Annotated in this window: 12 protein-coding genes; 4 read left to right on the plus strand and 8 right to left on the minus strand. The window is 67.3% G+C overall.

Translation table 11 applies throughout. The annotated features are described in order from the left end of the window. Positions 1-5: 5 nt before the first annotated feature. Complete coding sequence (locus ABR323_RS20430) at positions 6-452, plus strand: universal stress protein (RefSeq protein WP_005411629.1); 447 nt, start codon at positions 6-8, stop codon at positions 450-452. Positions 453-675: 223 nt separating this feature from the next. Here ABR323_RS20430 and ABR323_RS20435 read toward each other — a convergent pair whose 3' ends face one another. After that, positions 676-960, minus strand: a complete 285-nt coding sequence (locus tag ABR323_RS20435) for a DUF2782 domain-containing protein (protein WP_100474755.1) — start codon at positions 958-960, stop codon at positions 676-678. 98 nt (positions 961-1,058) lie between these two features. Between ABR323_RS20435 and polA the strand changes: the two genes are divergently transcribed. Beyond that, the gene (gene polA, locus ABR323_RS20440; RefSeq protein ID WP_439450612.1) at positions 1,059-3,833 is read left to right on the plus strand and encodes a DNA polymerase I; all 2,775 of its coding nucleotides are present in this window, start codon (positions 1,059-1,061) and stop codon (positions 3,831-3,833) included. A 328-nt stretch (positions 3,834-4,161) separates the two neighbouring features. After that, positions 4,162-4,641, plus strand: coding sequence for a DUF421 domain-containing protein (locus tag ABR323_RS20445; RefSeq protein WP_439450613.1), 480 nt, complete (start codon positions 4,162-4,164; stop codon positions 4,639-4,641). A 49-nt stretch (positions 4,642-4,690) separates the two neighbouring features. On the opposite strand, the gene ABR323_RS20450 is transcribed toward ABR323_RS20445, so the two are convergent. From ABR323_RS20450 to ABR323_RS20480, 7 genes are all read right to left on the minus strand, one after another. Further along, complete coding sequence (locus ABR323_RS20450; protein ID WP_439450614.1) at positions 4,691-6,211, minus strand: hypothetical protein; 1,521 nt, start codon at positions 6,209-6,211, stop codon at positions 4,691-4,693. 97 nt (positions 6,212-6,308) lie between these two features. Beyond that, the gene (gene hemF, locus ABR323_RS20455) at positions 6,309-7,205 is read right to left on the minus strand and encodes an oxygen-dependent coproporphyrinogen oxidase (RefSeq protein ID WP_439450615.1); all 897 of its coding nucleotides are present in this window, start codon (positions 7,203-7,205) and stop codon (positions 6,309-6,311) included. Between the two features lie 54 nt (positions 7,206-7,259). Continuing rightward, the gene (locus ABR323_RS20460) at positions 7,260-8,876 is read right to left on the minus strand and encodes a hypothetical protein (protein ID WP_439450616.1); all 1,617 of its coding nucleotides are present in this window, start codon (positions 8,874-8,876) and stop codon (positions 7,260-7,262) included. Positions 8,877-8,913: 37 nt separating this feature from the next. Next, entirely contained in the window at positions 8,914-10,035 is a 1,122-nt protein-coding gene (locus ABR323_RS20465) for a hypothetical protein (RefSeq protein ID WP_439450617.1), read from the minus strand. Between the two features lie 35 nt (positions 10,036-10,070). After that, entirely contained in the window at positions 10,071-10,628 is a 558-nt protein-coding gene (locus tag ABR323_RS20470; protein WP_439450618.1) for a hypothetical protein, read from the minus strand. A 30-nt stretch (positions 10,629-10,658) separates the two neighbouring features. Next, entirely contained in the window at positions 10,659-11,078 is a 420-nt protein-coding gene (locus tag ABR323_RS20475) for an NUDIX hydrolase (protein ID WP_439450619.1), read from the minus strand. Continuing rightward, on the minus strand, positions 11,075-13,447 hold the full coding sequence (locus tag ABR323_RS20480; RefSeq protein ID WP_439450620.1) for a prolyl oligopeptidase family serine peptidase: 2,373 nt from the start codon (positions 13,445-13,447) through the stop codon (positions 11,075-11,077). Before ABR323_RS20480 ends, ABR323_RS20475 begins: the two co-directional genes overlap by 4 nt. Before the next feature lie 167 nt (positions 13,448-13,614). On the opposite strand from ABR323_RS20480, the gene ABR323_RS20485 reads away from it, so the two are divergent. After that, positions 13,615-13,944 carry a hypothetical protein gene (locus ABR323_RS20485; RefSeq protein WP_005414880.1) on the plus strand — a complete coding sequence of 110 codons (330 nt, stop codon included), beginning with the start codon at positions 13,615-13,617 and terminating at the stop codon, positions 13,942-13,944. The last annotated feature ends 11 nt before the right edge of the window (positions 13,945-13,955 follow it).

The raw sequence follows: 13,955 nt of genomic DNA on the forward strand, positions 1-13,955 counted from the left end.
TCACCATGTACAAGCGCATCCTGATTGCCACCGACGGGTCCGAGCTGGCCGACAAGGGCCTGGCCAAGGGCCTGGAGCTGGCCAAGGACCTCAATGCCGAGGTCGATATCGTGACCGTTTCCGAGCCGTGGGCCGTCGGCATGTACGACGCCATGGGCTGGAGCGTGGGCTACATGAACAGCCCCGAGTACAAGGCCGACCGCGAGGAAGGCGCGCAGAAGGTGCTGCAGCCGGCGCTGGCCAAGGCCGCCGAGCAGGGCATTACCGCCAATCCGGTGCATGTGCTGGACCGCTATGCGGCCGACGGCATCATCGAGACCGCCGGCGAGCGCAACAGCGACCTGATCGTGATGACCTCGCATGGCCGCCGTGGCGTGACCCGTGTGCTGCTGGGCAGCCAGACCGCCGAAGTGCTGGCGCGCAGCACGCTGCCGGTGCTGGTCATCCGCTGATTCAAGCGTTCCCGGGGAGGGGACCCGACGCCGGCCGCAGGATGCGCGCCGGCGTCATCTTCTGTGGGGCCGGGAGGGCCATATCCACGCATGGCGTGGATCTACTGACAGGTGGTCATCCACGCATGGCGTGTAGATCCACGCCATGCGTGGATGGGCGGTGCCGATCGCATTGATGGGGTCAGAGCCCGTTCCTGTGGAAAGGGATCCGACCCCGGTCACATCACCAGCTGTACAGCTTCCAGTACACCGGCGACACGCCGTCCTTGTCGTTGTCGAAACGGCCATCGCCGTTCTTGTCGTACATGTAGAACGGGGCGCCACGCGACGGGGTCACCTTGACCATGCGCAGCTGGCCGGAGACACGGTATTCCTCGATGGTGTCGCCGTTGTCCATGGTGCGCTTGGACACATCCGCGCCCTTGACGTCCACGGGGGGAGCGCCCGCGCCACCCATGCTGGCGCAGCCAGCGAGCAGGAGCAGGGAAGCCAGCATCAGGGTCTTCATCGGCGGGGGCCTTTGCCTGGAAAGAGCCTTGATTATGCCCCATCGCCGGGTGCCTGCCGTGTCGCCGCGATGCAGGCACGGGCGCGTAGAATCGACCCATGAGCAGATTAGTCCTGATCGACGGGTCCAGTTACCTGTACCGCGCGTTCCACGCGCTGCCGCCCCTGTCCAATGCACAGGGCGAACCCACCGGCGCGCTGTTCGGCGTGGTCAACATGCTGCGCTCGACACTGAAGGAGCGCCCGGCCTACGTGGCGTTCGTGGTCGATGCGCCGGGCAAGACCTTCCGTGATGACCTGTACGACCAGTACAAGGCCAACCGTCCGCCGATGCCCGACGAGCTGCGCAGCCAGGTCGAGCCGATGTGCCGCATCGTCGAAGCCCTGGGCATCAGCATCCTGCGCATTCCCGGCGTGGAAGCCGACGATGTGATCGGTACGCTGGCCCTGCAGGGCGTGGCGCAGGACCTGAAGGTGACCATTTCCACCGGCGACAAGGACTTCGCCCAGCTGGTGCGCCCGGGCATCGAACTGGTCAACACCATGACCGGCAGCCGCATGGATTCGGACGCCGCGGTGATGGACAAGTTCGGTGTGCGTGCCGACCAGATCGTCGACCTGCTGGCGCTGATGGGCGACACCGTCGACAACGTACCCGGTGTGGAGAAGTGCGGGCCGAAGACCGCCGCCAAGTGGCTGGCCGAGTACCAGCACCTGGACGGCGTGATGGCGGCTGCGCCGACCATGAAGGGCAAGATCGGTGAGAACCTGCGCGCGGCGCTGGAACGCCTGCCACTGAACCGCGAGCTGGTGACCATCCGCACCGACGTGGAGCTGGACGCCAGCCCGACCACGCTGGCCCTGCGCGAGCAGGACGTGCCGGAGCTGACCGAGCTGTATGCGCGTTACGGCTTCACCCAGGCGCTGAAGGAGCTGGGTGCACCGCTGCCGGCGCCGACCGCCGCCAGCGAAGCAACGCCGAGCCTGCGCGGCACGGCAGCAGGTTTTGCCCGTGGCAGCGCCGAGGCACCGGCAGCGGGCACGCTGGATCCGGCGCTGGCGGCACCGGGTGAGTACGAGACCGTGCTGACCACCGAGCAGCTGCAGGCCTGGGTCGAGCGCTTGCAGCAGGCCGAGCTAATCAGCTTCGATACCGAAACCGATGCGCTGGACGCGATGCGTGCGCGCCTGGTGGGCATCAGCCTGGCGGTCGAGACGGGCAAGGCGGCCTACATTCCGGTCGGCCACGACTATCCAGGCGCGCCGGCCCAGCTGCCGATGCAGCAGGTGCTGGACGCGCTGCGCCCGGCGCTGCAGGACCCGGCGAAGAAGAAGCTGGGCCAGCACGGCAAGTACGATCTGCACGTGCTGCGCCGCCATGGCGTGGACGTGCAGGGCTATCACGACGACACCATGCTTGAGAGCTTCGTGCTCAACTCCACCGCCACCCGCCACGACATGGATTCGCTGGCCCTGCGTTACCTGGGCTACAACACCATCAAGTTCGAGGACGTGGCCGGCAAGGGCGCCAAGCAGATTCCGTTCTCGCAGGTCGGCATCGACGAAGCCAGCCGCTATGCGGCCGAGGACGCCGACATCACCCTGCGCCTGCACCGCGCGTTGCAACCGCAGCTGCTGGCCGAGCCGGCGCTGGACAGCGTGTACCGCGACATCGAGATGCCGCTGGTGCCGGTGCTGACCAGCATCGAAGCCAATGGTGTGCAGATCGATGCCGCCGAACTGCGCCGGCAGAGCCAGGACCTGTCCTCGCGCATGCTGGCCGCACAGCAGAAGGCCACCGAGCTGGCCGGGCGCAGTTTCAATCTGGATTCGCCCAAGCAGCTGCAGGCCGTGCTGTTCGACGAGCTGAAGCTGCCGGCGGTGGTGAAGACCCCGAAGGGCCAGCCGAGTACCAATGAAGAGGCGCTGGAGGCCATTGCCGACCAGCACGAACTGCCGCGGGTGATCCTGGAGTATCGCGGGCTGGCCAAGCTGCGCAGCACCTACACCGACAAGCTGCCGGAGATGGTCAATCCGGACACCGGCCGCGTGCATACCAGCTACCACCAGTCCGGCGCCGCCACCGGCCGCCTGTCCTCGTCGGACCCGAACCTGCAGAACATCCCGATCCGCACCGAAGATGGTCGCCGCATCCGCCGCGCGTTCATCGCCCCGGAGGGCTTCCAGCTGCTGGCAGCCGACTACTCGCAGATCGAGCTGCGGATCATGGCCCACCTGTCCGAGGACCCGGGCCTGGTACGTGCCTTCGAACAGGGCGCCGACGTGCACCGTGCCACCGCCGCCGAGGTGTTCGGGCGTACGCTGGAAGAGGTGACCCCGAACGAGCGCCGCGCTGCCAAGGCGATCAACTTCGGCCTGATGTACGGCATGAGCGCCTTCGGCCTGGCCCGCAACCTGGGCATCGACCGCGGCCAGGCGCAGGACTACGTGGCGCTGTACTTCAGCCGCTACCCGGGCGTGCGCGACTTCATGGAGCGGATGCGCCAGCAGGCGCGTGACCAGGGCTATGTGGAAACCCTGTTCGGCCGCCGCCTGTACCTGAACGACATTCATGCCCGCAACCAGGGCCTGCGTGCCGGTGCCGAGCGTGCCGCGATCAACGCGCCGATGCAGGGCACCGCCGCCGACATCATCAAGCGCGCCATGGTGGACGTGGACCAGTGGCTGCGTGACAGCGGCGCACCGGCGCGGATGATCCTGCAGGTGCACGATGAACTGGTGTTCGAAACCGAAAGCAGTTTCGTCGAGGAGTTGCGTTTGCAGGTGGTCGAGCGCATGTCGCAAGCGGCCAAACTGCGGGTGCCGCTGGTGGTCGATACCGGCATCGGCAACAACTGGGACGAAGCGCACTGAGGGTGTTTCAGGCCGAAAACGACGTGAATTCGTTCATTCGTCAGAGGTTTCTGACTCGATCATGAATGTTGCCCTGATCGATGTTCATTAAATTGGGCCCCTTCACGAACCGTTAGTGTTCGGAGTGCTTCTATAACTCTCGACAGGCGCAACGCCTGTTGTGGATCTCTCCCATCCCCTGGAGCAGATCTCGGAACGGGGACTCCTCCCCAAGTGCCCGTTCCCCGGCCCCGTTGACCTCCCCCTGGTCAGCGGGGCTTTTTATTTGTGCCGTTGCCAGACGCCATGGCCTGCGCCACGCTGGGCCACCGCTCCGCAGGGGAAGACAATGCCTGACCTGTTCGCACTGGCAATGCCGTGGTGGGAGTTCATCCTGCGCGCGGTGGTGGTCTACGTCGTGGTGCTGGGCATGGTCCGGCTCAGCGGCAAACGTGCGCTGGGCCAGATCACCCCGTTCGATGTATTGCTGATCGTGTTGCTGGGCAATGCGGTGCAGAACGCGCTGCTGGGCACCGATACCTCGCTGGGCGGCGGCCTGCTGCTGGCGGCGACCCTGATTCTGTTGAACTACGGGGTCGGCTGGTTGAGTACCCGCAACCGGAAGGTTGAGCGCCTGGTTGAAGGAGAACCTGTGGTGATCGCGCGTGATGGTCGCCTGTTCGACGCCGTTCTTCGCCGCGAGCAGGTCACCCGTGCCGATTTCGAGGCCGCCATGCGCCAGCAGGGCTGCCTGGGCGTGGAGGATGTCGAGCTGGCCCTGCTGGAGATCAACGGGCACATCACCATCATTCCGAGGAAGAACACCTGACTTGTAGAGTCGAGCAAGCTCGACTCTACGGGTACCCCTTCCCGCGCCCTCAGGGCGCGGCTTCGGCCTTCAGCGCCGGCCAGTTGCGGGTGGCATCCACATCGCAGGCCACGTGCGTGCTCTTGCCGTCCTTCGCGCAGATCGCGGCCATGGACTGCGGAATCTTCGGGTCTGCGGTGTGCGAATACACCGCTGCCAATGCCAGACACCCTTCGCGTACGCCCGCACTGCACAGCGTCTCGAAGTAGGGCAGCGACGCGGCCCATTTTTCGGACTTGAACAGCGCTTCGCCGGCCACCTTGCAGCCGAGCAGCTTGCCATCGGTGCAGCAGGCCTTGGCGCCGTCCTTGCGGCCCAGGGTCGGGCAATCCAGCGGCAGCGGAATCTCCACGAAGGCCACGGGCGGCTTGCAGCTGGCCGTGCCAGCCGCAGGCTTGCGCTCGTAGTAAGCGAAGCGGTTGCCGCTATCGATACCGGCCAGGTTGCCGTTCTGCAGCAGCTGCAGCACGAAGTCGCTGCCGACATCGCGACGGATGAGGATGCGGCCGTCCTGCAGGCTCGCGCGCAGGCGCTGGTCGAGGCCCTCCACTTCGATCAGGCCGCCGTCGAGGAAGCGCAGCTGCGAGAGCACGCCGTACTCGGCTTCAAAGCGGCCACAGGGCAGTACGGTGGCCGGTACCGGGGCCAGTGCAGCGGCCGGTGCAGCGGCCAGGCTGGCAAGTGCCTTGGCGCGGCCGCAGGCCACGCCATCCGCGCGCTGCGCGCACGACAGCTGCAGCGCTTCGTGGGCCTGCAACAGGCGCCCGCCACTCCACAGCACCTCGGCAACGTCGGCGCAGAACGTCTCGCCGTGCTGCTGCCGGCACAGTGTGGCCAGTTCATCGAGCTGCGTGGATGGCAGCACAGGATCGACCGAATGCTGCAGGCCGAGCAGGGACTTGCCGATCATCTCCGAGGCGACCACCTCGGCGACCGCCCTGCAGCCCTCGGCATTGAAGGACGGCGAACCCTCCTTGCAGATCTCCGGCATTGGCGGTTCCGCCCGTGCAGCTGCCGGCGCGGCATCCTTGGCCTGCTGCTGGTAGGTCTCCAGCAGTTGGGTGCAGGCTGCGCCCACGCCCTCGGCACACCAGGCGTGCAGTTTCACGGGTGCGGCCTCTGGCAGCGCCTCCAGGCACTCGGAGGTGTTCATCACGCAGCCACCCTCGATGGGTTCGGGCATCGTCTTGCAGGCCGTGGCGTGCTCACGGGTGAACTCGCGATAGGGCGTGCTGATCGTGCGGTCATCGTCCGAGAAGTACCAGTTTTCCAGCTGGCCCGTGGACAGGTTACCGGTGCCGAGCACGTCTTCCTGGCGGGCAACGCGCAGTTCCTCGGTGGCTTGGTAGGGGCCGGACAGGAAACCGTGGCCTTCGCTTTCGAGGGTCAGGGTGGTGTTGCCGCTGTTGTCCTTGTAGGTGCCGCAGGCCATCGACTGCGCGGCGGCCGGCAGGCTGGCCGAGGCCAGCGCGAGCAGCAGCAGGGAGCGCCAGCCCGCAGCGCGGGGGCGGAGGGAAACAGCAGCAGGCATGAGGTCATCCTTGAAGGAAGTGGGGGCAGGGCCCGTCCGGTGCAGGGCGCACCACAGGCAGGGAAGGGCGTCACGCGTCAGGCGTGCCGCCGGAAGATCAGATCCAGTCGCGCGGCACCAGGTAATCGGCCAGACGCGCCTCGGCGCTGCCCGCTTCCGGACTGAAGCCGTACTCCCAACGCACCCGCGGCGGCAGGCTCATCAGGATGCTTTCGCTGCGGCCACCGCTCTGCAGCCCGAACAGGGTGCCGCGGTCATAGACCAGGTTGAATTCCACGTAACGGCCACGGCGGTACAGCTGGAACTCGCGTTCGCGTTCGCCATGCGCGGTGTCCTTGCGCTGTTGCACGATCGGCAGGTAGGCATCGAGGAAGCCATCGCCGACGGCGCGCAGGTAGTCGAAATCGCGTTCGAAGTCGCCATGCAGGTCGTCGAAGAACAGGCCGCCGACCCCGCGCGTTTCATTACGGTGGCGCAGGAAGAAGTATTCGTCGCACCAGCGCTTGTGCGCGGCGTAGCGTTCGTCGCCGAACGGCGCGCACAGATCGCGTGCGACCCGGTGCCAGTGCTGCAGGTCCTCGTCGAACGGATAGAACGGGGTCAGGTCGAAGCCGCCGCCGAACCAGCTGGCCACCACCTCACCGTCGCGCTGCGCCTGGAAGAAGCGCACGTTGGCGTGGGTGGTCGGCACGTAGGGGTTGAGTGGGTGGAACACCAGCGACACGCCCGTGGCACGCCACGATGCGCCCGCCAGTTCCGGGCGGTTGGCCGAGGCCGACGGCGGCAGGCGGCTGCCGGCCACGTCGGAGAAGCCGATGCCGGCCTGTTCGAACACCGCACCGTCGCGCAGCACGCGGGTACGCCCGCCACCGCCCTCGGCCCGCTGCCACAGGTCTTCCTGGAAGCGGGCGCGGCCATCGGCGGCCTCTATCGCCGCACAGATGCGGTCCTGCAGGTCGGTGAGGTAGGCGCGCACGCGCTCGAATTCGTTCATGGCGCGTACTTTACCGCAGGGCCTGCCCAAAGCTGCGGGCAGGCCCTGGCGGGCTCAGCGCTTGCGGTTGGAACTGCGTGCTGCCGGGGTGTCGTCCATTGCCGCTTCGTCAGCCGCCTTCTGCAGGGCACCGCCCAGCGTGATCAGCTCCCAGTTCTGGGTTCCGAGCACGTCGCATGCCACGTGCAGGCCGCTGCGGTCGGCCTTGCACAGTTGCTCCAGGGTTGCCCGTGCGTCCACCTCCGCGCCGTTGCTCTGCGCGGTGACCAGGTTCTCGCACCCTTCGCGCACGCCGGCGCGGCAGACCGTGATGTAGTGCTCGGCGGCCTGCAGCCAGTTCCCGGACAGCGCAAGGCGGTTGCCCAGAATGTTGCAGCCCTGCAGCTTGCCCTGCGCGCAGCAGGCTTCGGCACCGCCCTCGTTGGCCAGTGCCAGCGGGCAATCCTGTGGCAGTGGCAGCACCTTGAACTGCTTCGGTGCGCTGCAACGGGTCGGGCCATCGCCGGTGGGGATGAACACCTGGAAGCGGGTCCAGTTATCCAGGCCCAGCAACTGGCCGCCAGGCAGCGGGCGCAGCACGAAGTCGCCGCCCTTGTCGTGGCGGATGCGGATGTCACCCTCTTCGACACGCGCGCGAAGATGGCTGCCCCAGCCCACACCGACCAGGCCCGCATCGCCGAAGTCCAGCGTGTCCATCAGGCCGCCATCGGCCCGGTAGTTGCCACAGGGCAAGGTGGATGCAGGCTGCGGTCGCAACGATGTTCCCACCGCCTGCAGCGCCGGCAGGCGCTCGCAGGTGGCGGTGTCATTGCCGGGGGTGCAGGCCGCAGCCAGGGCCTGCACCGCCTGCTGGGGGTCTCCCGCGTCCCAGGACAGCTCAGCCACGCGGGTGCAGAAGCCACCGTGCGGTACCTCGTGGCACAGCCGCAACAACTGTTGCCGCCGCTCAGCCGGAATGATCACCGGCACGGTCGGCGCCGTCATCGTCACCATGGCTTCGGTCATGGCTGCCGTCATCGCCGCCTTGACCAGCTGCTCCTGCACTGCGGGATCGGCCTCGAGTGCGGCGGCACACGCCGGGGTTCCCTGTTCGAAGCCACCGTCGTCACAGGCGGCGGGGAGCTTGATGCCGGACAGGGCAGCGTCCAGCGTTGCCTTTGCCAGGGAGGGATCGGCCTCGACCGTGGGTTTGGCCTCCTCGTGCCAACGATCAGCCAGTTGCAGGCACATGCCGGGCACGCCTTCCCGGCACCCTGCTTCCAGCGCGGCCGCGGGCGCTTCACGGCGGTTGTCCAGGCACGCCGCCGCATCGGCCAGGCAGCTGCCTTCAGCCGGCACGGCCGCTACGGCGCACGCTGCCGGCGCCTGCAACGTGAAGACCGTGCCATCCACTTCTACGGTGCGGCCGCGGTCGCGTACCTGCAACGCGCTGGGCAGGCCGTATTCCAGGCTCACCAGTTGCAGCTTTCCGTCTATCTGCTGGAATACGACCGGAGACGGCGCGCTGCCGAAGTGTTTCTGCTCGCCGCGGTTGGGTGAGCTGATGCGCAGCGTGCTGCTGCCTTCCTCGGCCTTGAACAGGCCGCATTGCGGTGACTGTGCGGCGGCCATCGGCGCGGCCAGCAGCAACGCCAAGGCCAGCCAACGGCGGCGCGATGCAGGTGAAAGCATGTCGTCTCCTTGACGATCGAACGGGAAACTCCAGGCGCTACGGCGAACCACGGCCCTCGCGCGGGGGCGTGCATTGTGCCGTGTCGGGAACGGGCTGGTAACGCTGGTAGGCGGTCTGCGCATCCATGCCAAGCAGGTCGCCGTTGTCCAGCTGGCGCAACACAAGGGTTTCGCTGTTCTGTTGCAGATGAATGGCACCGTCATGCAGGCGGGCCCGGGTGCCATCGCCGAAGTCGAGCCTGTCGATCACGCCACCGTCGGCCTGGTAGCGGCCGCACGGCACCTGCTGGGTCGGGACCAGGCGAAGATCAGCACCGAGTGCATGCAACGGCGCGGTACGTTCGCAGGCACTGATGCGGCCTGCGTCGCAGACCACCTGCAGCGCCTGCACCGCCAACGCAGGTTCTCGTGCGATCAACTGCTGTTCGGCCACCTCGATGCAGAAGCGGCCACTGCGATGCCGCAGGCACAGCTGCTGCAGCTGATCGCGTGCAGCGGCCGGAAGCGGTGAATCCAGCGTGTCTTCGTCTTCCTGTTGCAGACGTTCACCCACCCGCTGCATCGCGGCAGCCAGCGCATCACCGGTCAGCGCCTCGCAGGCCTGCAGGTCATGCCCGGGCGTGTGTTCGCGGCAGATGGGCGGGCGTTCGAAGAGCGCGGGGCGCATGTCATCGCGTCCGACCGCAGTTATTCCATCGCGCAGTTGTCGCAGCTGCGTCGAGCAGGCCGCACCAACGCCTTCACTGCACGCGCGCTGGGCCTGGCCGGGCGAGGCCGTGGGCAGCTGCGCGATGCAGTAGCTGCCAGCAGCGCGGCAGCTGCCGGCAACCGCGCTGGGCTCGACGGCGCAGGCGCGGGACTGGCGCAGGGTGTAGGTCACCACCACGTCGTCCTCGATGCGCTGCCCATCGGCGCTGATCCGGATCGGCTGCGCCACACCATCGTCGAGCATGACCAACCGGGTCTGTGCCGCACTGCGATCAACCCACAGCGGCTGCGGTTCGCTGCCGTCATCGTGGCGGTAGCCGCTGCCGGGAGTGGTGAACACCAGCGCCATGCCGCCATCGGCGCTGCGGTATTCGCCACATTGCAGCGCATCGGCGGCAGCGGGCAGCGCAGCCAACAGCAGCAGTGCGGGGAGAAGGGTCAGCAAGCGCATGCGACGGTCCTTGTCGTGCGAGAAGGGGATGGGGCTCAGTGGAAGCGCGAGCGGATGTCCGGCCGCAACAGGCGCCAGGCCAGCCAGCCCTGCAGACCCAGGAACAGCACCGACGTGCCGAGCAGGGTGAAGGTCATCATCCAGCGACGCGGCTGCAGCGATTGCTGCATGTCGGGCTCATCGGCGAGCAGCACGATCATGTCGCGCATGAACACGTCCAGCCACCAGGTGATTGCGAAATTGGCCAGCGCGCTCAACAGCAGCATCACCACGAAGCTCCACAAGCCCCAGCGGCGCTCGCGCAGCAGCCCCCAGCTGGCCACGGCCGAGACCAGGCAGAGCAGTGCAGTGATCATCGAGGCACCCACCGGGTGCCCCAGCAGCCAGGTCAGGCTGTGCATCTGCCGATGCTGTGCTTCACCCGCCAGCAGCTGCCAGAGTGGAGCGTCGTGCAGCGGCCACGCCAGCAGCCCCTGCAGCACGAAATAGCCGGTCAGCAGCGCGGACAGCCAGAAGGACGCCTGGACCAGTGGTCGAATCCACGCATGGTAGGGCGAAGGCTGCAACGAGGGTGGCGGGAGCGGCACTGACATCCGGTGTCCTTGCAATCGGTGCCCGCGCGATCAGCGGACCGTCACCCGGGTGGCGACGGCCGGCAGGATATGGTGTTCGCTCAACGGTGCCAAGGGCTGGCCGTGCGGCGGCTGCAGCGGCACCCAGGCCAGTTCGGCGATCTCGGCGTGCGCCTGTGGCGCGCCGTCCACCTGCACCCACCACGCCTGTGCCTGCACGCGATGGCCAGGCTCGTTCACCGCCCAATCCTCAAAGGTGCCCAGCACCATGGCGGTCTCGGCGCACAGCTGCACGCCGAGTTCTTCGCCCAGTTCGCGGGCCAGCGCCTGCAGCGGTGCTTCGCCGGGTTCGGGTTTGCCACCCGGTTGGATGAAGCGGGTCGCGCCGTGCTTGCGCACCACCAGCGCCCGGCCGCGGTCATCCAGGATGACCGCGGCCACGATGTGGATCGTGGCCGCGGCGTTGCTCACTTCAGGTTCTGCTCGAACAGCTTGAGGATGCGCTTGTACTGGTCCAGCCAGGAATCGGCGCGCACGTAGCCGTGGCGTTCCAGCGGGTACGGCGCGATCGACCAGTTGTCCTTGTGCAGTTCGATCAGGCGCTGGGTGAGGTTCACCGAGTCCTGGAAGAACACGTTGTCATCCATCATGCCGTGGGCGATCAGCAGATTGTCCTGCAGATTCTGCGCGTATTCGATCGGCGACGACACGCGGTACGCCTCCGGATCGATGTCCGGTGTATTGAGGATATTGCTGGTGTAGCCGTGGTTGTACTGGTGCCAGTCCACCACCGGCCGCAGCGCGGCGCCGGCCTTGAACGTGCCCGGCGAGCGGAACAGCGCCATGAAGGTCATGAAGCCACCGTAGGAACCACCGTAGATGCCGGCATGGTCGCGGTCACCCTGCTGGGTGTCGACCAGCCAGTCCAGGCCGTCCTTGTAGTCTTCCAGCTCCGGGTGGCCCATGTTGCGGTAGATCGCCGTACGCCAGTCGCGGCCGTAGCCCTCGCTGCCGCGGTAATCCATGTCCAGCACGATGTAGCCCTTCTGCACCAGCAGATTGTGGAACATCTGCTCGCGGAAGTAGGCCGGGTAGCGCTGGTGCACGTTCTGCAGGTAGCCGGCGCCGTGCACGAACATCACGATCGGATACTTCCTGCCGGGTTCCTTGTTCGCAGGCTCGTAGTACTTGGCCCAGACCACGCCGGCGCCGTGCTTGGACGGTACTGCCACCAGCTTCGGCTGGATCCACTCGCGTGCCTTGAACTCGGCAGTGCGGGTGTCGGTCAGCACGCGGGCCTGGCCTGCACCGGTGCTCGGTACCACTGCCAGCTGCGCCGGCAGATAGGCGCCGGAGTAGCGCACCAGCAACTGCTGGCCATCCGGCGACAGCGAGAAGTCTTCCACGCCGTTGAGGCTGGTCAGCTCGCGTACCTGACGGGCGCTGGTATCGACCGCGCAGACTTCGTAGTCGTGCGGCGCCTGCTGGTTGCACAGGAAGTAGAAGCCCTTGCCATCGGCCGACGGCACCGGCGCCGAGGTTTCCCACTTGCCGCTGGTCAGCGCCTGCGGCTTGGCCGTGCCGGCCTGGGTGTACAGGTGCGAGAAGCCGGATTCTTCAGACAACAGCCACAGCGTGCGGCCATCGGCCATCCAGCCAAAATCGTTGAAGCCCCAGTTGATCCAGCCGTTGTCGGTCAGCCGGTGACGGTTCTGCACGCGGCCGTCGGCGGCGTTGATGCTGACGATCCAGCGGTCCTTGTTGTCGTTGGCACGCAGCATCACCGCGGCCTGCTGGCCATCGGGGCTCCAGCGGATGCCACCGCCCATGAAGTCGCTCATCACCTGCAGGCTGCGCTCGCCCTTCAGCGCGTCCTTGCCGGCCTTGCGGCGCAGTTCGGCCAGCGGGTCGGTGCTGATGCCCGGCAGGGCGCTCAGCGAAACCTTCTCGGCCTTGCCGGTGCGCACGTCCACGTACCACAGGGTGTGCGGTTCGAAGCCGTTGCGGCCGACGCGGGTGCGGGTGTCTTCGCTTTCCTCGTAGCCCGATTCGGTGACGTACAGCGGCATCTTGCCGCCACGGCCGTCGTCGAAGTCCTTCGGCTTGGTCACCACGATCAGGTGGGTCAGGTCCGGCGACAGCACGCTGTCACCGATCTCCACGTCGGCGCCCAGGTACACCGGGCCCGGCGCACGGGTCGGGTCGGCCTGGCGCCAGCGCTGGTCCTGGTCCTTCAGTGCTTCGCGCTGGTCGCGGTCGCGGCGCAGGGTTTCCAGCGTGCGCAGCTGCTGGTCGCGCAGCACGTCCGCCTTCGGCGCCGTACGCGGGTCCTTCTCGGCCTTCAGGCTGGCCACCTGCTGCACGCCGCTGGCGGCGGTCCAGTGGAACCAGTTCTGGCCGACCCGCCAGATCACGCCGTTGTCGGCGGCGAAGTTCACGTTGCCCGCGCGCTCGTTGCTGCGGGTCAGCTGGGTCAGCGCGCCGCTGCGCAGGTCACGCACGAACACGTCACCGTTGCGGACGAAAGCGCTGCGGCTGCGGCTGCGGTCGTAGACCGGCTCGGCCACGTCCAGGGTGCCGCGCTGGTCATCGGCCACCTGCGCGGCCACGCCACCGGCCACCGGCTGGCGGAAGGTATCGCGCACCGGGCTGCCGTTGCGCTTGAGCTGATACTCCACCTGCTGGCTGTTCCACGACCACCAGGCCTTCTCGACCGGCGGACCGATCCAGTCCGGGTCGGCCATGGCCTGTTCGATGGTGATCGGCGTCGGCGCGGCATGCGCAGCCGGTGCGGCCAGCACGGCCGACAGCAGAAGGGACAGGGGCAGCACTCGGGACATGGGCGGACGGCACCAGTAGAGGAAACCGGCCAAGCGTAGCAGCCGCAAGGGCCGGGGGCAGGGGCCACAGGTCATGGCAGCGGAATCGGCAAAATGCTGCAACCGGTTGCCGTGGTCGCGCATCCATTCTCCTGAACCCGCATCATCCACCGAACAGGAGCCCGACCATGCAGGAACTGATCCCGATCACCCTCTTCATCTGCATCGCCTACGCGATCCATGCCATTGCCGATGCCCGCGCCCGCAGCAAGCTGGTGGCCCCGCACGTGCCGGAGGAGGTGATCCGCTCGTTGGCCGTGCTGGAAGAAGAACGCCGCCGCCAGGGCGCGCTGCGCTGGGGCATCAGCCTGGTCTGCCTGGCGCTGGCCATGGCCCTGCTGGAAGCCATCGGTGCGCGTGACCTGACCTTCGGTGCCGCCGCCGCGCTGGTCGGCAGTGCGGGCCTCGGCCAGCTGCTGGCCTGGCACTTCACCCGTCCTGCTGCGCGCAAGGGCTGAGCCAGGACATG

Source organism: Stenotrophomonas sp. ATs4, from assembly GCF_051861585.1.
GTDB lineage: Bacteria > Pseudomonadota > Gammaproteobacteria > Xanthomonadales > Xanthomonadaceae > Stenotrophomonas > Stenotrophomonas maltophilia_AS.

Bases quoted from the DNA above. Each gene is read 5' to 3' on its own strand.
- hemF (WP_439450615.1), bottom strand. From the start codon at position 7,205: ATGAACGAATTCGAGCGCGTGCGCGCCTACCTCACCGACCTGCAGGAC.
- ABR323_RS20460 (WP_439450616.1), bottom strand. From the start codon at position 8,876: ATGCTTTCACCTGCATCGCGCCGCCGTTGGCTGGCCTTGGCGTTGCTG.
- ABR323_RS20435 (WP_100474755.1), bottom strand. From the start codon at position 960: ATGAAGACCCTGATGCTGGCTTCCCTGCTCCTGCTCGCTGGCTGCGCC.
- ABR323_RS20470 (WP_439450618.1), bottom strand. From the start codon at position 10,628: ATGTCAGTGCCGCTCCCGCCACCCTCGTTGCAGCCTTCGCCCTACCAT.
- polA (WP_439450612.1), top strand. From the start codon at position 1,059: ATGAGCAGATTAGTCCTGATCGACGGGTCCAGTTACCTGTACCGCGCG.
- ABR323_RS20445 (WP_439450613.1), top strand. From the start codon at position 4,162: ATGCCTGACCTGTTCGCACTGGCAATGCCGTGGTGGGAGTTCATCCTG.
- ABR323_RS20485 (WP_005414880.1), top strand. From the start codon at position 13,615: ATGCAGGAACTGATCCCGATCACCCTCTTCATCTGCATCGCCTACGCG.
- ABR323_RS20450 (WP_439450614.1), bottom strand. From the start codon at position 6,211: ATGCCTGCTGCTGTTTCCCTCCGCCCCCGCGCTGCGGGCTGGCGCTCC.
- ABR323_RS20465 (WP_439450617.1), bottom strand. From the start codon at position 10,035: ATGCGCTTGCTGACCCTTCTCCCCGCACTGCTGCTGTTGGCTGCGCTG.
- ABR323_RS20430 (WP_005411629.1), top strand. From the start codon at position 6: ATGTACAAGCGCATCCTGATTGCCACCGACGGGTCCGAGCTGGCCGAC.
- ABR323_RS20480 (WP_439450620.1), bottom strand. From the start codon at position 13,447: ATGTCCCGAGTGCTGCCCCTGTCCCTTCTGCTGTCGGCCGTGCTGGCC.